This is a genomic window from Tunturiibacter empetritectus, assembly GCF_014201375.1.
Classification (GTDB): domain Bacteria; phylum Acidobacteriota; class Terriglobia; order Terriglobales; family Acidobacteriaceae; genus Edaphobacter; species Edaphobacter lichenicola_D.
Window position 1 is genome coordinate 71,335 of sequence record NZ_JACHDZ010000003.1, and the last position, 24,568, is coordinate 95,902.

The 24,568-nt window shown below is 57.9% G+C and carries 22 protein-coding genes; 9 read left to right on the forward strand and 13 right to left on the reverse strand.

Annotated features, from left to right (window positions below; all coding sequences use genetic code 11):
* Positions 1-83: 83 nt before the first annotated feature.
* Positions 84-506, forward strand: coding sequence for a MauE/DoxX family redox-associated membrane protein (locus HDF10_RS09295; protein ID WP_183812740.1), 423 nt, complete (start codon positions 84-86; stop codon positions 504-506).
* On the opposite strand, the gene HDF10_RS09300 is transcribed toward HDF10_RS09295, so the two are convergent.
* From HDF10_RS09300 to tdh, 9 genes are all read right to left on the reverse strand, one after another.
* Entirely contained in the window at positions 503-1,888 is a 1,386-nt protein-coding gene (locus tag HDF10_RS09300) for a cytochrome P450 (protein WP_183812742.1), read from the reverse strand. The two genes, HDF10_RS09295 and HDF10_RS09300, sit on opposite strands and share 4 nt — an antisense overlap.
* Before the next feature lie 61 nt (positions 1,889-1,949).
* On the reverse strand, positions 1,950-2,705 hold the full coding sequence (locus HDF10_RS09305) for a TIGR00266 family protein (RefSeq protein WP_183812744.1): 756 nt from the start codon (positions 2,703-2,705) through the stop codon (positions 1,950-1,952).
* A gap of 68 nt (positions 2,706-2,773) precedes the next feature.
* The gene (locus HDF10_RS09310; protein WP_183812746.1) at positions 2,774-3,472 is read right to left on the reverse strand and encodes a glycosyltransferase family 2 protein; all 699 of its coding nucleotides are present in this window, start codon (positions 3,470-3,472) and stop codon (positions 2,774-2,776) included.
* A gap of 50 nt (positions 3,473-3,522) precedes the next feature.
* Positions 3,523-3,999 (reverse strand): GyrI-like domain-containing protein, encoded by a 477-nt coding sequence (locus HDF10_RS09315; RefSeq protein WP_183812748.1) that lies wholly within the window; start codon positions 3,997-3,999, stop codon positions 3,523-3,525.
* A gap of 65 nt (positions 4,000-4,064) precedes the next feature.
* Positions 4,065-5,207: a radical SAM protein gene (locus tag HDF10_RS09320; RefSeq protein WP_183812750.1), complete on the reverse strand. Its 1,143-nt coding sequence runs from the start codon at positions 5,205-5,207 to the stop codon at positions 4,065-4,067.
* The gene (locus HDF10_RS09325) at positions 5,204-6,664 is read right to left on the reverse strand and encodes a glycosyltransferase family 87 protein (RefSeq protein WP_183812752.1); all 1,461 of its coding nucleotides are present in this window, start codon (positions 6,662-6,664) and stop codon (positions 5,204-5,206) included. The genes HDF10_RS09320 and HDF10_RS09325 overlap by 4 nt, the downstream gene beginning before the upstream one ends.
* The gene (locus HDF10_RS09330; RefSeq protein WP_183812753.1) at positions 6,664-7,428 is read right to left on the reverse strand and encodes a TIGR04282 family arsenosugar biosynthesis glycosyltransferase; all 765 of its coding nucleotides are present in this window, start codon (positions 7,426-7,428) and stop codon (positions 6,664-6,666) included. Before HDF10_RS09330 ends, HDF10_RS09325 begins: the two co-directional genes overlap by 1 nt.
* 11 nt (positions 7,429-7,439) lie before the next feature.
* Positions 7,440-8,186 carry a class I SAM-dependent methyltransferase gene (locus HDF10_RS09335; RefSeq protein ID WP_260177783.1) on the reverse strand — a complete coding sequence of 249 codons (747 nt, stop codon included), beginning with the start codon at positions 8,184-8,186 and terminating at the stop codon, positions 7,440-7,442.
* 412 nt (positions 8,187-8,598) lie between these two features.
* A complete protein-coding gene (gene tdh / locus HDF10_RS09340) occupies positions 8,599-9,633 on the reverse strand; it encodes an L-threonine 3-dehydrogenase (protein ID WP_183812755.1) in 1,035 nt (344 codons plus the stop codon).
* A gap of 205 nt (positions 9,634-9,838) precedes the next feature.
* On the opposite strand from tdh, the gene HDF10_RS09345 reads away from it, so the two are divergent.
* Complete coding sequence (locus HDF10_RS09345) at positions 9,839-10,894, forward strand: 3-deoxy-7-phosphoheptulonate synthase (protein ID WP_183812756.1); 1,056 nt, start codon at positions 9,839-9,841, stop codon at positions 10,892-10,894.
* A gap of 79 nt (positions 10,895-10,973) precedes the next feature.
* The gene (locus tag HDF10_RS09350) at positions 10,974-11,762 is read left to right on the forward strand and encodes a 3-keto-disaccharide hydrolase (protein WP_183812757.1); all 789 of its coding nucleotides are present in this window, start codon (positions 10,974-10,976) and stop codon (positions 11,760-11,762) included.
* A gap of 40 nt (positions 11,763-11,802) precedes the next feature.
* Here HDF10_RS09350 and HDF10_RS09355 read toward each other — a convergent pair whose 3' ends face one another.
* Together HDF10_RS09355 and HDF10_RS09360 are read right to left on the reverse strand one after the other, a co-directional pair.
* Entirely contained in the window at positions 11,803-12,429 is a 627-nt protein-coding gene (locus HDF10_RS09355) for a TetR/AcrR family transcriptional regulator (protein WP_183812758.1), read from the reverse strand.
* A gap of 455 nt (positions 12,430-12,884) precedes the next feature.
* Entirely contained in the window at positions 12,885-13,895 is a 1,011-nt protein-coding gene (locus HDF10_RS09360) for a hypothetical protein (RefSeq protein WP_183812759.1), read from the reverse strand.
* A 198-nt stretch (positions 13,896-14,093) separates the two neighbouring features.
* Here HDF10_RS09360 and HDF10_RS09365 point away from each other — a divergent pair, with 198 nt between their 5' ends.
* Positions 14,094-14,873 carry a cytochrome b/b6 domain-containing protein gene (locus HDF10_RS09365; RefSeq protein ID WP_311732721.1) on the forward strand — a complete coding sequence of 260 codons (780 nt, stop codon included), beginning with the start codon at positions 14,094-14,096 and terminating at the stop codon, positions 14,871-14,873.
* Entirely contained in the window at positions 14,870-15,628 is a 759-nt protein-coding gene (locus tag HDF10_RS09370; RefSeq protein WP_183812761.1) for a molybdopterin-dependent oxidoreductase, read from the forward strand. Before HDF10_RS09365 ends, HDF10_RS09370 begins: the two co-directional genes overlap by 4 nt.
* Before the next feature lie 56 nt (positions 15,629-15,684).
* On the opposite strand, the gene HDF10_RS09375 is transcribed toward HDF10_RS09370, so the two are convergent.
* Positions 15,685-16,380 (reverse strand): hypothetical protein, encoded by a 696-nt coding sequence (locus HDF10_RS09375; protein WP_183812763.1) that lies wholly within the window; start codon positions 16,378-16,380, stop codon positions 15,685-15,687.
* 54 nt (positions 16,381-16,434) lie between these two features.
* On the opposite strand from HDF10_RS09375, the gene HDF10_RS09380 reads away from it, so the two are divergent.
* The 3 genes from HDF10_RS09380 to HDF10_RS09390 all read left to right on the forward strand — a co-directional run bounded on the left by HDF10_RS09380 (position 16,435) and on the right by HDF10_RS09390 (position 20,815).
* Complete coding sequence (locus tag HDF10_RS09380; RefSeq protein ID WP_183812765.1) at positions 16,435-16,935, forward strand: MarR family winged helix-turn-helix transcriptional regulator; 501 nt, start codon at positions 16,435-16,437, stop codon at positions 16,933-16,935.
* Between the two features lie 54 nt (positions 16,936-16,989).
* Positions 16,990-18,513, forward strand: a complete 1,524-nt coding sequence (gltX, locus tag HDF10_RS09385; protein WP_183812767.1) for a glutamate--tRNA ligase — start codon at positions 16,990-16,992, stop codon at positions 18,511-18,513.
* A gap of 178 nt (positions 18,514-18,691) precedes the next feature.
* Entirely contained in the window at positions 18,692-20,815 is a 2,124-nt protein-coding gene (locus tag HDF10_RS09390; RefSeq protein WP_183812769.1) for a phosphocholine-specific phospholipase C, read from the forward strand.
* Between the two features lie 175 nt (positions 20,816-20,990).
* Here HDF10_RS09390 and HDF10_RS09395 read toward each other — a convergent pair whose 3' ends face one another.
* A complete protein-coding gene (locus tag HDF10_RS09395; RefSeq protein WP_183812771.1) occupies positions 20,991-21,215 on the reverse strand; it encodes a DUF1569 domain-containing protein in 225 nt (74 codons plus the stop codon).
* Positions 21,216-21,658: 443 nt separating this feature from the next.
* Between HDF10_RS09395 and HDF10_RS09400 the strand changes: the two genes are divergently transcribed.
* Positions 21,659-24,535, forward strand: a complete 2,877-nt coding sequence (locus tag HDF10_RS09400; protein WP_183812774.1) for a S53 family peptidase — start codon at positions 21,659-21,661, stop codon at positions 24,533-24,535.
* Positions 24,536-24,568: the final 33 nt, after the last annotated feature.

The window sequence follows — 24,568 nt, forward strand, 5'->3', positions numbered from 1 at the left end:
GTCCCTAACCCTGTGCCAGTTTTGGCATCTGATGAAACAACATAGTCTCGAACGCAGCGTACAAATAAGAAGCGGAGAACGGAATGGCGGAAGAATCAAAGTTTGCTGACGAGCGCACAGCCTACGCCCTGCTGCGCATAGTGGTCGGCATAAATCTGATGATGCACGGCGTAAGCCGCATGATCGCAGGCCCGGGAGAGTTTGCCGCGAAGTTGGTCATGCAATTCAGCCATGCTCCGCTCCCAGCGTGGAGTATCTGGTTCTTCGGTCTAATCCTGCCCTCAATCGAATCTCTCCTAGGTCTCCTCGTTCTCATCGGCCTAAGAACCCGAGCAGCGCTCATCGCCGCGAGTCTCCTCATCGCAGTGTTGACGTTCGGCTCGGCGCTCCTGCAGGACTGGGCCGCCACAGGAACCCAACTAACCTATGCCCTGGTCTACTTCACGCTAGTCTTTCTGCATCGATACAACGGATACTCGATCGACTCCTGGATGAAGTGCCGCTAATCTCTTCGTTCCACCAGCAGCGGAACTCCATGTTTCGGCCGAAGGCTGATCGCAGGATTAAGCGCGATCTCAGCTGCTGATCCCGGGGGCAGGCTGAGCCGCCAGTCACGAACGATCGTAGCCAAAGACAGCACTCCCTCCATCCAGGCTAACCCTTCGCCGATGCACTGTCGGCTTCCCGCCGCAAACGGAAAGAAGGCGAATCGTGGCCGCGGTTCTCTTTTATCCACGGCAAAACGATCGGGATCGAAGCGAAGCGGGTCAGCGTAAAAGCGCGGGTCCCGATGAACGACGAACTGCGACGCGATAAGCACAGCGCCCTTAGCAATCGCGTAGCCGGCGATCTCATAAGGCTCGACACAGGTACGGGCCGTCACCCACACCGGAGGATAAAGCCGCATGGTCTCCGAGAAGACCTGAGTAGCATAAGGCAGACGCGAGTAGTCGTCCGCTGTTGGCGCTCGCTCGCCAAGAACCGCACGTGCCTCCTGCCACAGACGTGTCTGCACCTCCGGATGTTTCGCGATCAGCCATAACGCGAAGCTCAGCGCATTCGCAGTCGTCTCATGCCCCGCAAGCATAATCGTCAGACACTCATCATGCACCTGTTGATCCGACATGCGGCCACTGGAGTCTTCTACATCCACTGCTTCAAGCAGCATGGAAAGTAGGTCGCCCCGATCTCCCGGCGACCGGCGGCGCTCCCGAATCATTCCATAGATAATGGCGTCGAGATCAGCCTGTCCCTTGCGAATTCGCTTCATGGCAGGCAGAGGCAATCGCTGAATCTGTTCGGAGAAAGGCAGAATAGCCAGCGGAAGAAATCCCATGAACGCATCGACCGCCGTCGAAACCTTCTTCACCTCTTCGTGCGACTGAACGTCCAGATCGAACAGGCACTTGCCGACGATCCGCAGAGCCAACTCCAGCATATCTTCATGCACATCGCGAACCGAACCCGGCCTCCAACTCTCTGAGATCCCCGCAGCGTTTTGTCCAATCACCTCACCATACGCCGCAATTCGTTGACGCAAGAATGCTGGCTGCGCAAGCCTTCGCTGACGCATATGCAGTGGCTCCTCACTGGTCAGCAAGCCCTCGCCCAGCACAGTCTTTGCTCGCTGCATCACAATGCCGCGATGATGCTTACTTGCATCCTTGAGAAGGAAATCTTCAACTAGCTCAGGATGATTCAATTGGTAGATGTGTCGTCCGAAGACCGTGTAATGAACAAAGTCTCCATAACGACGCGCAGACTCTGTCATAGACTCCACCGCTGTCTGTCGAAACATGCGGCCAGAGACAAACCGTGGAAGAAAAGAAGGACCTGCAGGGTATCTCTTCGAGCGTCCAGGATGAATATCCAGTGCAACCGTAGTCATTTGGACCTCTACATGAGTTTAGACTCGACCAGCCATAATTTCGGCATCGGGCCCAAATGACTTACATCCCCTTCAGAATAGAGCCCACAATGCCGCCAACAACCCCACCCTCCGCAGCCTGCTGTGCGCGTTCCTTCGGCAGGTACTCCTGAATCTGATGTGCCAGCCGCGAGATAGGAAGAGTCTGCAACCACACACGACCGGGACCAGTGAGCGCCGCAAGAAAGACACCATCGCCGCCAAAGATCAGATTCTTGATGCCAGGAACGCGCTGAATCTGAAATGAAACGGTAGACTGAAACGCGCCCACATGACCGGGATGAACTCGCAGCGTCTCACCGGGAGCAAGATCCTTGATAACGAGTTCCCCAGATAGCTCAAGCCACGCGATGCCCTGCCCGCTGATCTTCTGCAACAAAAATCCGTCACCACCGAAGATCCCCGCGCCAAGCGACTGCTGAAAACCAACCCCAAGCTCGATCGCGGCGGTAGCGCAGAGAAAGCCATGCCGATGAACCAAGTACTCATGCCCCGGACCAACCTCCACAGGCACGATGTGTCCTGGCACTCGCGTCGCGAACGCCACCTCGCCGGGGCCTCCAATCGCGCGGTACTCCGTCATAAACAGCGATCCGCCTCCAGCCACCCTCGCGATAGCACCGAAGAACCCACCGCCGCCGGCATGTTGAGTGTGCGTGGTCATCTGAACAGAAGCAGTCATCCACGAGAGCTCTCCCGCCTCCGAGATGACCGCGTCATTCGCGCCAAGGGCAAACTCAAGGACGGGCATGGTAGTGCCAAGAATGCGACTTTGCATAAGGTCTCCTCATACCGCAACGCAACAAGTATACGTGGCCGGCGAACCTCCCCTTGTTCGGACAGCTCTTAGCCTGGTTTGCGCGAAAAGCCCGTACGAAACAACACCTCGAGAATCCGAACCGCAGCCTTCATACTAGCCTTCACATCACCCGAAACCTTGGAGGCCCCTCCCCTGCGCTTACGATAATCAACAGGAATCTCCTGAATGCGAAGCTTATTCCGTGCAGCACGAATCTGCATCTCGAGATTCCATCCATAGGTCAACTCTGACATTTGTAACTCATTAAGTGACGTTCTGCGAATTGCACGAAAAGGCCCCATATCGGTATATCGAACACCTTGAAAGACGCGTAGGAGAGCTCCGACCAAGTGAGCAGCAAAAACCTGTGAACCGAGCATCGACCCCGCCTCGCGCCTGCCACGAATACGCGATCCAAGAACGAAGTCCGCATCGCCGGCCTCTATCGGAGCCACCAGCCTCGGCAGGTCCGCAATAACATCGGAGCCATCACCGTCCATATAGACCAGAATAGTGCTCGAAGATATTGCCGCATCGCCCCCCACTTTACACGCCGCTCCGTATCCGCGCGCAGACCGGACAACACGCGCACCCGCAGCCTCGGCAATCGCAGCAGTCTCGTCAGTGCTCCCATTGTCGACGACGATACATTCGGCGATAAGCTGCCAGGGCATCTCAGAGACAACGGGGCCGATCGATTCGGCTTCATTCAGTGCGGGAATAATGACAGATATTTGTGGCGGCATCCTGATTCTTTGCGTCTGTTCAATCTGAGTTGCAGTGCGTGAGTGTGTGTTTAACGGAGGCCGACATACACTTCAATCTGAGCCTTCTCTGGATCAGCCGAACGCTGATCGTAGACTTCGTAGTCGGCTCGAAACGATCGCGTACCACCCAACTCAGCAACCGACATAGACCAGATACGCTGCCACGTCTCAGGAACAACCTTTGTCACCGGCCCTCTATTCGACGTAACAACAGCGTAGCGGCCTCCCGGAATATGTTTCGCAACGAACTTCGCAGGCACGTTGTGAATCGAAGACACAGGCAACCCGAGAAGATAGGTGTACTGGCCGCTATGATCCTTCTCATAGTCCGTATACACCGCAATCAGATCGATACCAAGCTTGTTCGGAATTTTTGCGGCAAGATTATCGCGCAGCAGTCTATGCCAGATCTCCCCGATCTTTCCTTTGCCGTTCCTCTCAGCCGTGTTATCCGTGCGAGCCGCTACGCCTACCACGTAGAACCCGGAGTGCTGCTGGATAGTCATCGCATCCTCTCTATGTTTCGCAGGTGCGATTATAAGGGCTTGCCGTAAAGGTGCAAGAGCGATCCTCAAAGGCTCCAACGAAGCCCGCAGTTGACACACGCCGGCGGCGGAGAGCTGGTCAGAAGCCCCTCGCGGAAATGTTGATACTCAGGCCCATTCCATATCTCTCGCAGGCTACTCTGCGTAGCGTCGCCCAGCGTAAAGCTACCGTAGCCCTTCATGCTGAAAGGCGCAATACAACACGGAAGTACCCGGCCGTTAGCGGTAATGTACATCAGAGACCACGGCCGTCGGCACAAAGACCACGGACTATCGGAGCGCTGCATCTTGATCGACTCGCCGGGATCAACTGCGCCGGACGCCGAAAACATCACACCCAGCTCCCGCGCAACCGACTCCGCCTCACGAATCAACGCCTCTTCCCGCTCAGTTGTGTGTTCAAACAGCGCCGACTCCGCACGCGCAAGAGAGTGTTCATCCATCGGCACATCGAAAAATACCAGCCGCTGCAGATAGACCTCAGTGACCCCAATCGAGTGAGCCAGGCGCACGAAGTCAGGAAGCTGATCCACCGTCTCGCGCAGACCAGTCAGCCACAGCGACACGCGCGGCTTGGGAGCATCAAGCTCACGTTGAAGCCGCGTAAAGTTCTTTACGTTGGCGACTATCTTGTCGAAGAAGTCCTTGCCCCGAACCATCTGAAAAGCCTCAGATTCAGCCGCGTCGAGCGATACGCGAAGTTCATCCAGACCTGCTTCGATCAGTGCCCGCCCATTTGCCTCCGTCAGCAAAGTCCCGTTCGTGTTGAAGAGAACATAGATGTTCCGATTCTTCAGATACTTCACGCGCTGAGCAATATCTTTGACCAGCATAGGCTCACCGATGCCGTGCAGCACAACCCGCGCAATCTTCGGATACTGGTCGATCAGCGAAGTGAAAAGCTCCCACGGCATATCAGCCTCGGGCTCCAGTTCTTCGTAGGTGCGCGGACAGGTCGTGCACAGCAGATTGCATCGGTTCGTCGTCTCCAGATAAAGACAAACCGGCTCCTGCGCAGCCACAGCAGCAAGATGCGCATCTGCCTCAGGCTTCTCGAAGTACCGGCGCATGCGGTTCTTCTCCTCTTCCGCCTGCTGCGCCGCGGGGCTAAGTCTCTCCTTATCATGGAGCAGGTCGTCGGGAGGAAGAATCGGAAGAAGTGTACTCATAGAGATTCGCTCGCTATAACTGGCTGGACGAACAAGCTGCGATGGATCGGCCACCGGTTGAGAACTAACTGAATTATGAACGCTGCAAGCACCGAGGCGTAGAGAATTTTATTAGCAAGAAACATCCTGGGACCAGGTTCTGCCAAAGGGGTCGTGTACAGATAGAAGAAGCCAAGAACATAGGTAAGAATCGGCAGATTCGGCATCAGTGTGAAAAACGGAATCAGCCAGACGATGTACCAGGCATAGTGGGGAGAGAACAGAAACATCAATGCTGACGCAAGCCCGAAGGCAGGCGGAAGAAAACCCGCAACCCCGTCCGAAGCAAACGGCTTTCTACGGTTGCTCCCGTCAGAGCCCGCGACCCGCCAGCACCACCAGACGACTCCCACGAAAACCCCAGCACAGAAAACGTAGTAGGACGCCGTAGAAAGACCACGCAGTCCAGGAATCTGTTGCGAAAGCTCCAGTAGAAAATATCGCGCACCAGTCGCCATGCCCTCTTCTTGTACATAGCCCCCAAGAAATCCAAAGACGAGAACGCCAACGCTCGAATAGGCCGCATAGCCCAGCGCAACAACGGCGGCAACCGTGGCAGGCATCTTGAAGTCACCGCGACGATAGAGCGCGGGAAATAGCACCAGCGGATAAAGCTTCAGCAGAATAGCGACACCGAGAAAAATCCCTGTCAGCACCGGACGTCTTCGAAAGCGCGCCAGCAGAGCAAGCGCAATGAATGCCATGACAGCAGAATCGAGATGGCCCGAGCCGGCGATCTCCCACACCAAGACCGGACACCACGCATAGAGCAACGTCTGCTCGCGGCGAAGACCAAGAGCCTGAAGAAGCGTCACCAGCGCATACATCGTCACGCCTTCAAACAGGACCATCACAGTCTTCACGAAAGTGATCGTCGGAGAGATCCACGTAATCAGATAAAAGAGCATCTGTGCCGCAGGTGGATAAATAGTATGGGCATAATCTCGCCGATTGATTTTCTCGAAGATGCTCTGATGCGGCGCACGCAGAAACGCAAGCACAGCATCGCCGGGAACATACCGATAGGGGCTGACGTGTGCATGTTGCACCACGCCATCCCACACATAACGATAGATATCACTCGACAGATAGGGCGGCTCACCTAGCGCAACCACACGGCACGCAACGGCGACACCAAGAATAATCGGAAAAGTAAATCTATCGACCGGTTGGGTTAGCACAAGAAACGCTGCCCCAAGATAGAGAATGCAGGACCACCCCGACACGCCGGAAAACCCAATCGTGAAGTGGTCGTACTCGCTGACCAATTGTCGCGTAAGTAAAAATAGAGCAACCCCAATCAGACCCAAGGCAGCGTTGGTCTGCCAGGCACGAGCGACCGACCAATGTCGGCGAACACGAGACCCCAGCGCAGCACTTGCAGCTGAATTCGTCGCCGAGTCGGTCGTTGCGATCATCAACCTTCCCCTCCCTGCAACCGAAGTTCACGCAGGTAAGTGCGAGTATGTTCGGCGCGATACCCTGAAAGCCTGGCAAACGACGGCGGCGCATCACCAAGCAGTTCTGCAACCAACAGCTCAAGCGTCTCTCGATCATCTACGTCATACCAAAGCGGCAGAACGACTACCTCAATGCCTGCCTTCTTCGACGCAGCAACCGTCTCGGAAAATACAGACGAAGTACTCCACGCAATATCGGCGAAGAGCTCAGAATGAGCCCGCTTGAGTCCGATCAAATAATAACCACCATCCACCGCCGGACCAAGAACAATGCGATCGCCTTCCTTCTGCAACTCCGCGACAGCCTGCTCAAAAGCGGAAGCCGGAACCGTGGGCGAATCGGAGTCGATCAGGCAAACACTCCCGTAGCCACACGACAAAAGATCCTGTGCCGTCGCAAGCAGGCGCTCGCCAAAGCTGTCGCCCCGCTGCGGAATCAGGGCGAAGTCCGCAGGCAGAAGATTGTCGAAGAGAGCTTCCTCGCCAACCGGGGTGTAAGAGATAACCCCAGCCGCGCCACCCGATCCAGCAACAGTGAAAATATTTTCAGCGGTGTCTTTAAGAAAGCAGACATTGAGATCCGCCGCCTGAGCCGGCGTAAGAGGAGGTGCGAGGCGGGTCTTCACCTTGCCGGCGCGCGGAGCCTTCGCCATCACCGCAAGAGCGGTCTGCCCGGCTCTCACAGCAAGCGGCCTCGCAGGATCGAGAATCGGGTAAGACATCGTTGGAGGAGTCATAGGACTAGACCGTCCACCACGCCAACCGGCGGCCGCCACTCAGAGTTGACCGAAGCTGCCGCCTTTTTTTCGCAGACCGCATACTGATACCAGCCATCATATTGCAGATCGGCTTCGCCCCACGGTTGCGAATGAATCAACGCCGAAAAGTCCGGCGCAGTCATTACATCAGCCTGTCGCGGCTCGCGATATCTTCCTGCGGGACTATTCGTCACCTTGGAGAGCAGCCACATGCAGCCAAGTGGTATTCGGGTGCGAAAGCCCGAGGTAGGCTCTGCGATAAAACATCGCCCCCCCGGCCGCAGAACCCGAAAGATCTCGCCCAGAACAGCCTCTCGATTTGCCACAATCAGAAAGAGTCGCGAGACCACAATTGCATCGACAGAGTTGGAAGCATCCGGGAGAGAGTGCGCATCCGCATGAGCGAAGGTGCAGTTCTGAAGGCTGCGACTGGCCGCCCGGGACTTCGCCCTCGCCAGCAACCTGCGCGAAAGATCGACTCCGGTGGTATGAATCTGCGGATACTCCTGCGACAGTCGACAGGCATAGAAGCCGGGGCCGCAACCCAACTCAAAAACCCTGGTACCCGGCGCCGGCCCCTCAGGAGGAAACAGCGCTCGACTGATCTCCGGGGTGTGATCGCGAAACAAGTACTCACGGCAAAGAGCGTAAAACCAGGAGCAACTCTCAAAGAGGCTGTCCGGCTGGTGCGCAGGAGGATGCGTGAAGGTTCTGCCGGGCATTTCGCAGTCGCTTGTTTCCATTCTTGGCCCTGTCAAGTTTTGAACGTGCGCTTCGGTCGAGAACTCCCTGATTTGCAATGACTCAGATAATAGACGCTTACTACTCTGGAATCTTCAACATTCTGCTCCTGCGTGGTTGGATGCACATCTTCCATTAAGGTTACGGCTACGCGAAATCGGTGGATTGCCGCTCCCGCTGCAGACAGCTGTCATCCGCCGACATTGGGGCGAAAGCCACCTCGGCAATCGAAATTGTTTGAAATTTTGAGCTTTTTGTTGATCGCAGAGAAAGTCGCACTCACGAATCCCCAGCCCACGGACCCAAACGCACCACGGCCCGCTCTATGCAGCAAGAGCGAGCCATCGCCGAGCGTTAGATTATTTAGCGCAACTCAATGACTGTCGCAACAACCTAAGCAACATCGCTCCAGTCAAGAATCACCTTTCCGGAGTTCCCCGACCGCATCGCCGCGAAGCCATCCTCGTAGTCACGCCAGTTCATCCGGTGCGTAATCACGCCCGAGATATCCAGCCCACTCTGAAGCATCACGGTCATCTTGTACCAGGTCTCATACATCTCCCGTCCGTAGATGCCGCGGATCGTAAGTTGATTGAACACCACTTGATTCCAATTAATCGAAATGTCCTCCGAAGGAATCCCGAGCATTGCAATCTTCGCGCCATGGCTCATATTCGCGAGCATATCCCGAAACGCATTCGGATTTCCCGACATCTCCAGCCCCACATCGAAGCCCTCCTGCATATGCAGCCTCTGCTGAATCTCCTTCAGTGGAGTCGCCCGAGGATCGACCGCAAGCGTCACCCCCACCTTCTCCGCCAGCGTCCTGCGATACTCGTTCGGATCCGAGATCACCACATGTCGAGCCCCCGCATGTCGAGCCACAGCCGCAGCCATAATCCCAATCGGCCCTGCCCCAGTAACCAGAACATCCTCGCCCAGCACCGGAAACGCCAGCGCTGTATGCACCGCATTGCCTAACGGATCGAAGATCGCCGCAATCTCACGCGGCACGCCAGCGCTGTGAATCCAGATATTCGACATCGGCAGCACAACGTACTCCGCGAACGCCCCGTTACGATTCACCCCAACGCCCAGCGTGAACGCACAAAGATGCCGCCGCCCCGCAAGGCAGTTGCGGCAGCGCCCGCAGACCACATGCCCCTCACCGCTCACCAGCTGCCCAATCGGGATATCGTTTACATTCGACCCAACCGCCACCACCTCGCCGACAAACTCATGTCCAATCGTCAGCCCCTGTTTGATAGTCGAACGAGCCCAAGCATCCCACTCATAGATGTGAAGGTCTGTGCCGCAAATCCCGGTAGCCAGAACCCGAATCTTAACGTCGTTGATACCCATCTCAGGCTCAGGAACATCCTCGAGCCACAGGCCGCGCTCTTCGCGGCTCTTCACTAATGCCTTCACTTGGGGGAACCTTTCCTGTTGCGTCTCGCAGCTGACTCGCGGCCTCGTCGAAGACAACCCGCAGTTAACATTCTAGTCTGCATTGCATCGTCCGCAGCCACCGCCCTACAATCGCCAGCATCAGGCTATAAGATGAGAGGACGTGATAATTTCTCAAGACTCACAGCGGAACGCCGCTCCATCTGATCAACCTCAAGCGAGACCCATGCTCTTTCCCACCGATGACCTTCGCATTACCTGGACCAAAGTCGTCCTCCCGCCCGTCGCCCTCGAAGATGAGCTCCCCATCACCGAAGCCGCTTCGGCGACCGTCTACAAAGCCCGCACCGAGATCATCAAAATCCTCCGCGGCGAAGACCACCGCCTCCTCGTAGTCGTCGGCCCCTGCTCCATCCACGACACCGACGCCGCCCGCGAGTACGCCGAACTCCTCAAATCCGCCATCGCCGAGCACTCCCGCGACCTCTGCATCATCATGCGCGTCTACTTCGAGAAGCCCCGCACCACCCTCGGCTGGAAGGGCCTCATCAACGACCCCTACCTCGATCAGTCTTTCAAGATCAACGACGGCCTCCGCAAGGCCCGCCATCTCCTCCTCGATCTCGCCGAGATGGGCGTCCCCGCCGGCACCGAGTTCCTCGACATGATCTCCCCGCAATACGTCTCCTCCCTCGTAAGCTGGGGAGCCATCGGCGCTCGCACCACCGAAAGCCAGGTCCACCGCGAGCTCGTCTCCGGCCTCTCCTGCCCCGTCGGCTTCAAAAATGGCACCTCCGGCAATGTGCAGATCGCCATCGAGGCCATCCTCTCCGCCAATGAGGCGCACAACTTCCTCGGCCACACCAAGCACGGCCAGACCGCCATCTTCGTCACCAAAGGCAACCAGGACTGCCACATCATCCTGCGCGGCGGCCGCAACACCACCAACTATGATGCCGCTGCCGTAGAAGACACCTGCAAGCAGATGGAAAAAGCCGGCATCCGTCCCCAGGTTATGATCGACTGCAGCCACGCTAACAGCCACAAAGACCACACCCAGCAGTCAGCCGTAGCCCGCAACGTAGCCGCCCAGATCGTCGCCGGAGACAATCGCATCATGGGCGTCATGCTCGAAAGCAACCTCGTCGCAGGCGCGCAAAAACTAATCCCCGGCAAACCCCTCGTCTACGGCCAATCCATCACCGACGCCTGCATCGACTGGCCCGAAACCAAAACCGCCCTCGCCGAACTAGCCGCAGCCGTCCGCTCCGCCCGCAGCTAGCCGAGAACTTCCACCAATGCCTCTGTTCAGGCAGCGCACAATTGGGTATATCCTCGTCTAGAAAATCGTATAGAAAATCATGCGCATCCACACTTCGCTCCTCGCCCTCGCAACCGTGACCGTCCTCGCCGCCACCGCCTTTGCGCAACAGTCCGCCGCGCCAAAACACGAGGACACCGAAGTCTACGAGCCCGTCCCCCCAATCGTCACACCAGGCACCACCGACTTTGCGCCTCCCTCCGACGCAATCGTCCTCTTCGACGGGAAAAACCTCGACCAGTGGGTCTCCACCAAAGACAAATCCCCCGCTCAGTGGACCGTAGCCGACGGCATCCTCACCGTCAGCAAAGCACCCGGATCCGGCAACATCGAAACCAAACGCACCTTCAAGAACTACCAGCTCCACATCGAGTGGCGAATCCCCGAGAACATTACCGGCAGCGACCAGGCCCGCGGCAACAGCGGCGTCTTCCTTGCCTCCACCGGCACAGGAGACGCTGGCTACGAGCTCCAGATCCTCGACTCCTACAACAACAAAACCTACGTCAACGGCCAGGCCGGCAGCATCTACAAACAAGGCATTCCCCTCGCCAATCCAAACCGCAAACCCGGCGAGTGGCAGACCTACAACATAATCTGGACCGCACCCAACTTCAACGAAGACGGCACCCTCAAGACCCCCGCCTACGCTACTGTCTTCTTCAACGGCGTCCTCGTCCAGAATCACTTCGAACTAAAAGGCGAGACGCGCTACATCGGCCAGCCCTTCTACAAAAAGTACGACACTGCCCCCATCAAACTCCAGGCCCACGGCGACAAAAGCGAACCCATCAGCTTCCGCAACATCTGGGTCCGCGAACTCAAATAGCAACCTTCCCACACCGAAGAGATGTTGATCTCCTCTCAAACTAACGTGTCGGAACTTCCAGCAGAGCGTCAAATATTCGGTTAGCAACCTTCTTGATGACAGTCTTATTCAAAAGATGGTTTTCCAATTGAGATTCGAGTACGAGAGCAGAGATCACAGGTCCCAGGGTTTGGACCGCGACCGCCCGACTGATCGCATCTTTTCCTTTCGCGGCTGCCCCTAGTATGTCTGCAAGCTTCTTTTCCTCAGTCCGGTAGAGGATTCCGGCGTACAACGTCTGCAGCCTCTTCTTCGATTCAGGATGCCGCAAGGCAAAAAGTTTGAACTCCAATACTAAAAGGGACCACGCCTGGTCCTCAGTGCGCTCGAGGAAAAAATTTCGAAGAGCATTCATGTTCCCGTCAACGGTCGTTGATGCGGCCAGAATCTTTTCCATTCGAGCCCGGTGACAACTCGCGCGGTCTTCAATGAGCGCGAGAAAGATGTCCTCCTTACTCTTGAATTGCGCATAGATCGCGCCCTTGGTGCGACCGGCAAGAGCCGCAATCTCTCCCAGTTCTGCCCCTTCGTATCCGTCCCGTACAAAGATCGTTTCAGCGGCCTGGAGTAAAAGCCCCCGCGTCTCTCTTGTTCTGAGTTCGTGTTTGTTGGCTGTTTTGACTGTCATCTTCTCTGATCTCATTTTAGTGAAGTAAGTTTTTTCTCGGCTGCGGAAACGCGCTCCGGACAATGGTACTGGGCAATCGTGAAGACTGTTCCTCATCATAGTGTGGTTCGAGGACGGACTCAGTCCAGGCTGACTGGAGCATCTGATGACTGCGAGCCCTAGTCCTTAGGTATGCCTGACCTCGCCGTCACAAGAGCCTGACGGAGCTCCTGATTGGTCTTGAGAAGATCACAGACAAGCGAGCGCAGGGAATTGAGTTGGTGATCCATTTCGAGGTGGGAATCGTTACTCCAACGGTTGTCAGTCGTGTGCGGAATTTCGCGGCTGTTCATGTTTCCTCTCTGTTGTCGCTCAAAGCCCAGAAAGTGAAGTTCTTGTTACAGGGTCGAAACGAGCGAGAAACTCTCTAAGAGCGCCGTCACACAGCCTCCATGACGGACGGCGCTTCTGCGGATCTACGAAGCAGGATTGACTGTGTTTTTCGCTGAGTTGCTCTTGTCGGCGTTCTTCAGCACGGTAGCGTAGTGCTTGGCAATACTTTTGGCGACGTGGTCCGCGACGTTTGTGCTCTCGGACTCGCCCCGCATCGTGGCCGTAATCTGTTCGCTCGTGTTCAGCCTTCCCGACGAATCGGTGAAAGTGACATCGAACTTCATCTGCGTGGTCCCAACAAACATTCCAGCAGGGCCCAGAGCCGCGCGCTTCACCGAGCTTCCTTCCTTGAAAGTCGCAATCGACAGGTGAACCTTGTACTGTGGGCACGCACCCTGACCATTATCTTCGCCACCCCGGTAGACATGCGCGACTTCTTTCGTACTCTGAATACGATCGATCAAGTGCTCGTAGACGAGTGCTCGATAGGCAGCCGGTACCTCAGCTTGATCCCAGTTGGGAGCGGACACAAGCACGCTCTTCGGTTCAATCGGGGCGTTCCGGCAGACAGTGTCCGAAAGTTTCCGTGGCGGGACAGGGGTTAGGACGAAGCTCTCAAGAGCACGGTCTGCCTCTTTGGCTGGTAGTAAGAAAACCGCAGCGTGATAGCCGCCGCTGCTGTCGGTGAACTCAACCGTAAGCATGTCTACCCGGTGATGCATAACAGCTGCAGCTGCAACGCCACCACCATCCGGAATCGTCATTCTCAAGAGCCTTCCGCCAATACCCCAGATTTCGACTCTCTGGTTGCCAGCACTCACCGCCGTTACAGCACTGCGCTGAATGGACGTATTGCCCGACTTTCCTGTGAACGTAAGAGCATCCCCGCTGAGCGTCAATGTCCCTTTTTTATTGGGCTTCATATCAGGAAGCCCATACACATGCTCAGCCTTGGCGGACTTCCAGGTTGCGACAGTGGCAAGAACGGCATGATCTTGGGAAACAACCTGGATGGTTGCAGCCGAGAGATGGGTTGGCACGCATAAAGACGCGTGAAGGATAAGCACGAACGGTGCACCGGATAGATATCTCATATACCTCCTAATAAAATACGTACTAGTAGGTATATATATAAATGCCTGACAAAAGTCAATTGCACTGCCTCGAATGGCTCCTCTTGAAGGAGCTGAAAATAATCTGAGCGCCCGAAGCCAAAACGCCCTTAGAAACCAGCGAAAGGTCGACAAGCAATAAAAATGTAGCGCCTCCATTCTCGGTGCTATCCTCCGGGTGTGCCACGCACGACCGTACTGCGCGAATCCGAAGATCCCCGCCACACCGCACTCGTTCGCCTCACGCATTGGATAACAACCGCAGCCTTCTTCGCCCTGCTGTTGACCGGCATTGAGATCGTCATCTCTCATCCCCGTTTCTACTGGGGCGAGACCGGCAACGTGAACATGACTCCGCTCGTCAACCTGCATATTCCTTCATCACGGGGGACAGTACCGACTGGCTATCGTGTCCTCCCCGACCAGAACGGCTGGAGTCGTTACCTCCACTTTGAGGCCGCATGGGTTCTCGTTCTCACGGGGCTGATCTACCTCGGGGCAAGCCTGTGGAACGGGCACCTCCGCAACGACCTGTTCCCTCCCCGTGGCCATCGCACCTGGCGAGCCTACCGCGACGTGATCGCAATGTACCTCCACCGCCGCCCACCCTCTGAGGTATCCGGGGCTCATGGTTACAACGTGATGCAGCGGACCGCCTACCTGACTGTAATCTTCGTGCTCTTCCCGCTCATCATCTGGACGGGCCTCGCTCAATCGCCGTCGCTTGTCTCCGCCTATCCCTTCCTCGCAACCGCACTCGGAGGCCGGCAGTCCGCACGCACGCTGCACTTCCTCATCTCCGGAGCACTCCTGCTCTTTGTCCTTACTCACATCGCCATGGTCATCCACGCAGGCTTTCGCAGCCATGTCCGGGCGATGATCACCGGTCGCCGCTCCGACACTCCCGCACCCACGCAAGCAGCTCCCCAACCTGTAGCATCCCTCCCGGAGCAGCCATGACTCCTATCTCACGACGCAAACTCATCACCTCTGGCCTGGCCGCGACCGCCGGAGTCTCGGGCCTCGCCGTCGCCTCCCATCTCTCTCGCCGCTTCGGACTCATCCCACCCGACTGCGCCGGTCCTTATGGCCTCGGCACCACACTCACCTACGCCGCGCAACGTCTCATCACCACGCACTCGCTGGCGCGTGAGTTCCCACGCGGAATGATCTCGAAGATGCCATTTGCCAACGCAATCGCCCCACCCAACGACGCCTTCAAGGCTCATCAGGCAAGTGGATTCGCCAACTGGAAGCTGGACGTCGAAGGCATGGTCGCGCATCCCACCAGCTTCTCGCTCTCCGATCTCCGCAGCATGCCTCTTCGCAGCCAGATCACCGAGGTCGCCTGCGAAGAGGGCTGGTCGTACATCGCCGAATGGATCGGCACCCCGCTCATCGACGTGCTCCACAGCGCAGGGATCCTGCCGCAGGCGCGTTACATCGTCTACCACTCCATCGATGCCGACTGGTGGGATAGCATCGACATGGCTGACGCCCTGCATCCTCAAACGCTCCTTACCTGGGGCATGAACGACGGGGACCTCCCGGTCTCCTTCGGCGGCCCTCTTCGCCTCCGCGTCCCCCGCCAGCTCGGCTACAAGAGTGTGAAGTTCATCCAGCGCATCACAGCCACCGATTCGCTCAAAGGCTTCGGAAAAGGTTTGGGCTCCTCGGAGCCCGAATTCGGCTATTCCTGGTACGCAGGCATCTAAAGACATCGGCGCGTCCGCACATCCGAACCGATCTGCAGCACGCTAGCAAGTTCGTCCTACGCCTCGAAGACACCCACCACATCCCCTGCGTCGCGGCTCTTCGGCAACTTCACAGCCGCCAGCATCAGCCATATGAACCCCAGGTATCGAGTGACTGGGATCAGAAAGTTTGCCGGATATACAAGCAGACTGAGCGAAGAGAACTCTCCCGCAACTGCGACAAGCATTCCCAGTACAACCAACCAGCGTGGAAGAAGACAAAAAAAATAGCACGTGACGCACACCCCTGCGGCCAGCAAGCCGAATCCAACCGCGTAGGCAGCTCCTCCAAACAGAAAGCTGAGAAAGAAGATAGCCCGAACCACCGGCACAGACGCGGCAACATCAGACAAAGACAACACCCAGCCGAATAGTCCGGAAAGAATCAACGCGCTGGCCGCCGTCAATCCGCCAAAGAGCGCGATCTTCGTACCCGCAGCCCGAACCCCCAAAAACTGCAACCGGCTGACCATGGTGACGGCAAAGAGCCCGAGAGGTACGGCGGAGGCGAATAAGAAGAAGTTGCTCACCCGGACAGCGGCGGGGTTTTGTTCAAAAAAGGCGCGGACAGCCTCAGCCGCCGCAAAAGGGTTGATATAAGGCGCCCCGTGCCGGAGCGTCGCGGCTGCTACGAGACCCGCCGCGAACAGCAGGATGTGTATCGTCCCGAGCAGAGTTAACGAAGGTCCACGAAATTTCGAAGATACTTTCATAATGTAATCGTTTATATTATAAATGAATATTAAATGCAATGATATTCTTACGACATGGACCACAAAGAGATGGAAAGAGGACAGCCGGCATTTCTGCTCGCGCAGTTGGGCGCGCATGCCGCCAATCAATTCACCGAGCGATTAGCTGTGCTGCAACTTACCCCAGCGGATGCGGGGATACTGCGGTTGCTGCGCGTCGCGGCGGCGATCAGCCAGCAGGAACTCTCCGAGAAGTTGCGCATCCATCCAAGCCGCCTGGTGGCCATCCTGGACAATCTGGAACGCCGCCAACTTGTCGAGCGAAAGCCAAACCCCAACGACCGGCGGCTGTATTCGCTACATCTGACGAAGGATGGGGGCGAAATCCTGGAGCGAATTGGTAAGGTGGCCCGCGAGCACCAGGAAGCGCTTCTCTCCGCATTGAACGCCGCCGATCGCAAGAAATTGACGGAGTTGCTCCAGCAGGTTGGAGACCAGCAGGGGCTCACGCGCGGTGTTCACCCTGGGTATCAGCGGCTGGGCAAGACGAAGCCTGCCGACCTCAAGCATTCCTGAAGTGCTGCACCAACCACCTTCGCGTCCTCTGCTAGCATTAAACTCTTGGCCTTTATGACAAATAGCATCAGCACCCCCGACACCTCCGATACCCCTATCCGCGTCCGCATCGCTCCCTCTCCCACCGGCGACCCCCACGTAGGCACCGCCTACATCGGCCTCATTAACTACCTCTACGCCCGCCAACGCGACGGCAAGTTCGTCCTCCGCATCGAAGACACCGACCGCACCCGCTTCGTCGCCACCTCCGAGCAGGAGATCTTCCACTCCCTCCGCTGGCTCGGCCTCACCTGGGACGAGGGCCCCGACCTCGGCGGCCCCTACGGCCCCTACCGCCAGTCCGAGCGCACCGAGATCTACCGCCAGCACGTCGAACTCCTCCTGGCCAACGGAACCGCCTACCGCGCCTTCGAAACTCCCGAAGAACTAGAGGCTCTGAGACAGCGCCAGATCGCCGCCAAGCTCCCCCCGCGCTACGACGGAGGCCACCGCCAACTCTCGCAGTTACAAATAGACGCCTACCTCGCCGAGGGTCGCCCCTTCGTTGTGCGCATGAAGGTCCCCGCCGGCCAAACCACCTTCCGCGACGAACTCCGCGGCGACATCACCTTCGACCACAACAACGTCGACGACCAGGTCCTCATGAAGTCCGACGGCTTCCCCACCTATCACCTCGCCAACGTCGTCGACGACCACCTCATGCACATCACCGACGTCATCCGCGCCGAAGAGTGGATCTCCTCCACCCCCAAGCACGTCCTGCTCTACAACGCCTTCGGCTGGGCCATCCCCCGCTTCTGGCACATGCCTCTCCTGCGCAACCTCGACAAGTCCAAAATCTCCAAGCGCAAAAATCCCGTCTCCCTCATCTACTACCGCCAGGCTGGCTTCCTCCCCGAAGCCATGATCAACTTCCTCGGCCTCATGGGCGGCGGCATGCCCGCACCCACCGCCGAACTCACCCCCGCACAACCCGCCGCAACAAAATCAAGCGAGACCGACATCTTCACCCTCCCCGACATGGTCACCCGCTTCGACGTCAAAAACATTCGCCTCGGCGGCCCCGTCTTCGACCTCACCAAACTCAAGTGGCTCAACGGCGAATACATCCGCGCCCTCACCCCCGAAGCCTTCTACAAGGCCCTCCGCGATACCATCCTCTCCGACGCCTACCTCCAGCAGATCGCCCCACTCATCCAAACCCGCGTCGAAACCCTTGGCGAGTTCGGCAACCTCACCCACTTCCTCTTCGCCGACGACATCATGCCGCCATCCGAAGTCTTCATCCCCAAAAAGCGCACCATCGAGGACGCTCTCGCCTTCGCCGCCGAGCAACTCACCGTCCTCGAAGCCACCGACTGGACCCACGAAGCCCTCGAGCCCGCTCTCAAGCAACTAGGCGAAGCCCAGCAGTGGTCCGTCAAAGAAAACTTCATGCTCCTCCGCGCCATCCTCACCGGCAGCACCATGTCCCCGCCGCTGCTCGAAAGCATGATCGTCTTCGGCAAATCCCGCACCCTCGACCGAGTCCGCCGCTTCCTCGAAACCCAGAAGAAGCTAGCCAACACCAAAAAATAACTAAGCCTTTTTAGAAACATAAGCGGCCCGGCACTCGTGGTGTCTTAAGACACCTGTTCTCCATATGCCAGAGCGCGACCCACCCGGACAGATTATTACTCAATTGTCATGTCGCCGAAACAATAGGGGCATACGCTCACCCGCAGTCCGAAATTCAACTCAAAGTGAGGCTGTCCCCATGGCTCTCGACCGACGCAGTTTCCTGCAGCTTCTAACCACCGGCGCTCTCGGCGCGACCTTCCCCTCCAGCATCGCCCGCGCCCTCAGCATCCCCGCCAACAATCGTACCGGCTCTATCGACGACGTCGAACACATCGTCTTCATGATGCAGGAAAATCGCTCCTTCGATCACTACTTCGGCACCCTCAGCGGCGTCCGCGGCTTCGGCGACCCTCGCGCCGTCACCCTCCCCTCCGGGAAATCCGTCTTCCATCAGCCCCACGGCGGCAACAACTACATCCTGCCCTTCCATCCCGGAGCCCCCAACCTCGGTCTCCAGTTCATCCAGGATCTCGCCCACGACTGGGACAGTACCCACGCCGCCTGGAACCAGGGCAATCACGATCAGTGGGTGCCGCAAAAAGGCACCACCACCATGGCGCACCTCACCCGCAGCGACATTCCCTACCACTACGCGCTCGCCGATGCCTTCACCGTCTGCGACGCCTACCATTGCTCCCTCCTCGGACCCACCGACCCCAACCGTTATCACATGTGGACCGGATGGGTCGGCAACGACGGTAAAAAAGGTGGCCCCGTCGTTGACAACGCCGAAGCAGGTTACGACTGGTCCACCTACCCTGAGCGTCTCCAAAAGGCAGGCGTCTCGTGGAAGATCTACCAAGACGCCGGCCTGGGCCTCAACGCCAGCCAATTCTGGGGATATACCGACGACGCCTACATCGGAAACTATGGCGACAATTCGCTGCTCTACTTCCACCAGTATCAAAACGCCCCCCAGGGCTCACCCCTCGCCGAAAAAGCGCGCACCGGCACCAACATCGTCGAATCAGGCACTCTCTTCGACATCTTCAAACAGGACGTAACCTCCGGTAACCTTCCCCAGGTCTCCTGGGTCGTCGCCCCCGAAGCCTACACCGAGCATCCCAACTGGCCGGCCAACTACGGCGCCTGGTATTTCTCCCAGCTCCTCGATATCCTCACCGCCAACCCCGACGTCTGGAGCAAGACCGTATTCATCCTCATGTACGACGAGAACGACGGCTTCTTCGACCACATGGTTCCCCCCACGCCCCCTCAGACCCGCTCCCAGGGCCTCTCCACCGTGGACATCACCAACGAGATCTTCCCCGGCAGCTCCTCCTATCCCGCCGGCCCCTACGGCCTCGGTGTTCGCGTCCCTATGGTCGTCATCTCTCCCTGGAGCAAAGGTGGCTACGTCAACTCCGAGCTCTTCGATCACACCTCCCTCATCCGCTTTGTCGAGAAACGCTTCGGCACGCAGTACCCCGGTATCACGGAGCCCAACATCACCAAATGGCGTCGCGCCGTCACCGGTGATCTCACCTCAGCCTTCAACTTCAAAACCCCCAACGACGCCAAAGTGCCTTTACCCAGCACCGTCGCCTACCTCCCGCCCGACAACAACCGTCATCCCGACTACGTTCCCACACCGCCCGCAGACCAGGCTCTCCCCATACAGGAGCCGGGAACCCGCCCCGCTCGCACCCTGCCCTATGAGCTCCACGTGCACGGCCGTCCCGACCTAAACGACCAGACCCTCACCCTCGACTTCAAAAATCCCGGCAAGGCCGCCGTCGTCTATCAGGTCCGCTCCGGCAACACCAAAACCGGTCCCTGGACCTACACCGTCGGCGCCGGGACAGAAGTCTCCGATATCTGGAACCTCTCCACCAACCCCGGCGGCGAGTACGATCTCTCGGTCTACGGCCCCAACGGATTCCTCCGCTCCTTCAGAGGCAAAACCTCAGGCCAGAACACCTCCAGCGTCCACGTTACCCTCCGCGACGAAAATCGCTCAGCTTTCGGAGTGGAGATCGTCAATCACGGCGCCGAGACCAAGGTCGTCATCGTCGACGCCTACACCAACGGCTACACCGATCGCACCCTCAAACCCAACGAAACATTCCTCGCTACATTTTCTCTCGCAAAGTTCCATAACTGGTACGACCTGATAGTAAAAGTCAGCTCCGACGACAGCTTCTATCGCCGCTTCGCCGGCCACATCGAAACCGGCGAAGACAGCATCACCGATCCGGCAATCGGAGCCTCCATCCAACATTCTCAAATCACTGAGATCTCAACCCCAGTACTCGCCTGAGCAATAGGCCGAAATAATCACCGCATCCATCATTAAGTAAGAAGGAAGCCCCGGATACACTGGGGCTTTCCTTCTTTGGCTGCGGGCAAGTCAACAGAGTTTGCCGCGTCCTTTTTGCTTGTCATTCCCGAAGGGAATCTGCGGTTGTCCCGTCCACGCCAACCATAAGCCTGCACTAAGCCCCGAACTGCCGCAGGTGATGGTCCAGGTGCTTATACATCCACGCCGACCACTCCTGCGGCGTCAACCTCCCGAAGAAGCTATGCGGATGCGTAGTGCAACCCGCCGGCCCGGCTGCGGCAAATCGGTCGATCAGCCCGCACAGCCGCCTCCGTTCCGCTTCCAGGTCCCGTTCGTCCTCCACCTCAAGCCCCGGCACCGTAGGCGAGTTCTTGCGCATCGGCTCGCCCTCTCGAAACGCCTTCGGCTCACCATCGGCCCAAGAATCCTACCGACTAACATCCGCGGCGGACGCCTGTCCCCTAACGCCAACTCCATTCCCCTAGCACAATGCTCCACCGCCTGCGCCGCATTCATTCTGCCCCACTGCGCCGCGCTATCAGGCCTCAACTGCGCCATCCGCCCCTTCACCTCTTCCACCGCCGACACTTCAAAGAGATTTTTCATGCGGAAAGTCTACTCCAGAAAAAGCCTCACCCCGTCGCGCTCCAACTCGCAATCGAAGCATCCCAAAGCCTCCGTCTCCGACCATCGAACGACCGAGCCACGTTACTGTCGCGCTGTTCTCACGCAAAATCTATTGGAACTCCCGAACCTCGTCTGCTAGTCTCTTCTGGTCCCTCCCAACGCGTTTTCAGGCCCCGGAAAAGAGTATTAGCCCGTATGAAGCAGCTTCGTCGAGTTGTTCTGCCACTCCTTACAGTGGCCCTGCTGGTCTCTTCCTTCTCCTCTTTCGCCCAAGCCCCCTTCTCCCAAACGCCGGAGCCCCGGATAAAAGGCCCCCTCACCGAAGCCTCCAGCGCAGTCCTCTCCAACTCACGCACTCCAAGAGTGCGCGACGCTGAGGACCTCGGCCCCGTCTCCTCCGAGACACTCATCCCAGGCATCACGCTCGTCTTCAAGCGCTCCGCCTCACAGGAAGCCACCCTGCAGGAGCTTCTCTCCGCCCAGCAAAACGCATCGTCGCCCCTCTATCACCAATGGCTCACCCCGGAGACCTTCGCCACCCGCTTCGGCATCGCCGACCAGGACATCGCAGCCACACAAAGCTGGCTCACCTCGCGCGGCTTTCATATCGACAGCGTCTCCCGCAGCCGCGACCGCATCACCTTCTCCGGCACCGCCGCGCAAGTCCAGGCCGCCTTCGGCACCGAGCTCCACCGTTACCGCGCCCAGGGCGAGCTACACTTCTCCCCAGCCGCCGACCTCACCCTCCCCGCCGATCTAGCCTCCGTCACCGCAGCCGTCCTCCACCTCTCCGACTTCCGCCCCAGACCAAACGTCAAGGTACAAACCCGTCCACGACCCGACTACACGACGCTTTCGACGCAAACCCACTACCTCGGCCCCAAAGACATCTACACGATGTACGACATGACTTCGTTCTTCACGAACCAAGAGCTGGGAGGAGGCCAGGGCCTGGCGGTCGTAGGTCAGTCCTATGTCGACACGTCGACTAGTTCGATCATCAGGCAGTTCGAAAGTGTCATGGGGGGAAATGGTTTCAGCCCCGTCCTGGTTCCCGGCTCCGGCGTAGAGGCCATCTCCCCTGGAGATCAGGGCGAATCAGAGATTGACATCGAATACTCAACAGGCATCGCTTCGAACGCCAATATCTTCTTCGTTTATGTCGGCAACAACCAAAACTACGATGTCTTCGATGCCTTAGGTTTCGCTATCGACCAGGACATCGCTCCCGTCGTCAGTATTAGCTACGGCATCTGCGAGTCGCTGATGAGCGTTACAGATATGGACGGAGGGAATGCACTCTTCGAACAAGCGGCGGCACAAGGTCAAACCATTGTTGCCTCCGCAGGCGACAGCGGCTCCACAGCCTGCGCGGGTTACACCACTTCGGAAGGTGTTCCGCTTGCCACACAACAAGCTCTCTCGGTCTTATATCCCGCATCCAGCCCCTACGTCACAGCAGTCGGTGGAACTCAGATGGCGGCCGGAACCTTCACCGCAGGATCCAGCCAGTATTGGGCAAGTGCAAGCCTCCACGATGCGGTTGGCTCGTTGCTCTCCTACGTTCCGGAGGTAGCTTGGAATGAGGATTCAACCTCGTTCGGTATCGCTGCGGGTGGCGGTGGCGCCAGCTCTCACTTCACTCGTCCGACCTGGCAGAGCGGCGTACCCGGAATACCATCCGGATCGTTTCGCCTCTTGCCAGATATAGCTCTTCAGGCTTCCATCGAAAATCCCGGCTTCCTCATATGTTCAGACGATCTTTCTCTCATCGGTTCGGAAGGTCAGACATCCAGTTGCGGCGACGGACTTGTAGGCAGTAACAACAAGTACACCGTAGCCGGGGGAACTAGTTTCGCAGCCCCCATCTTCGCCGGCCTCATCACCATTCTCAACCAGGCTAAGCATACGACCGGACAGGGAAACGTCAATCCGACACTGTACAGTCTGGCATCGAATCCGAAATCCTACGCCTCCGCCTTTCACGACATCATCTCTGGCTCCAACGCGTGCATCCCAGTCGTCAGCAACTGTGCGACTCCCGGGGAATCGGGCTATGCGGCAACACCCGGCTATGACCAGGCAACCGGTCTAGGCAGTGTGGACTTCAACAACCTCGTAGCCGCATGGCCGTCGACCAGCACCAACAGTCTTACGCCCACGTCCGTCTTGATTATCGGTTCGCAATATACGGCCAACCCAGGAGATATCGTTCCGGTTCAGATCGTCGTTACTTCGTCTTACGCGAACGCCGTTCCTCCTGCGCCCACCGGTGCCCTCTCGGTCTCTCTGGATGGGGTCGTGGCACAATCGTCCCTTGCAATCACATCAACGAATCCGTTATATAGCCAGGCGTCGGTCAACTACAGCTACGTGGCACCCCCCACTGCCGGCGCTCATCTTCTCACTGTCACCTATCCTGGCGACGCAACGCACTCTGCCTCGACTGCAACCTTTTCAGTCCTCGTAGGAAACGTAACTGCCACCGGCAGCTTCAGCGTTACGGCTGGCAATCTCACCGTTGCGAACGGGAGTACGGGAAGTACTCAGATCGCCGCAACACCCAGCGGCGGCTACACTGGCAAAGTTGCCTGGTCTCTCGCCGCCGCAACGACGAATGGCACAGCTGAAGTGTGCTATTCCATTAGCCCATCATCCTCCAACAACCTAAACGCGGCGACACTCACCATCTTCGTAGGTTCGGCATGCAACTCAGTGGCCCCGGCCGAGCGCTCGAACCTTCGCCCTATCAACTCTCGCGCTGCCTCGAAGCAGCAGACTCCATCCCCATGGCGCAAAACGCCGCAGATCGCTCTCTACGCCGGGCTAATACTCTGCGGCTCTCTGGCGGGTCGCCGCCGCAAGATCCGCCTGTCGCTGCTTCTCGCTCTGGCCTCCCTAACCTGCATCACCACCGTCCTCACCGGATGCGGAGGAGGCGGTGGAAGCAAACCCGGCACGCCACCGGCAGTAACACCCAATGCGACCACCTACACATTGACCCTGACCGGCAAAGACTCCGTCAACTCCTCTATCACCGCCTCAACCACCTTCACCCTCACAGTGAACTAACACCCCAGACTCAACACGAGAAGACTTGTTCTG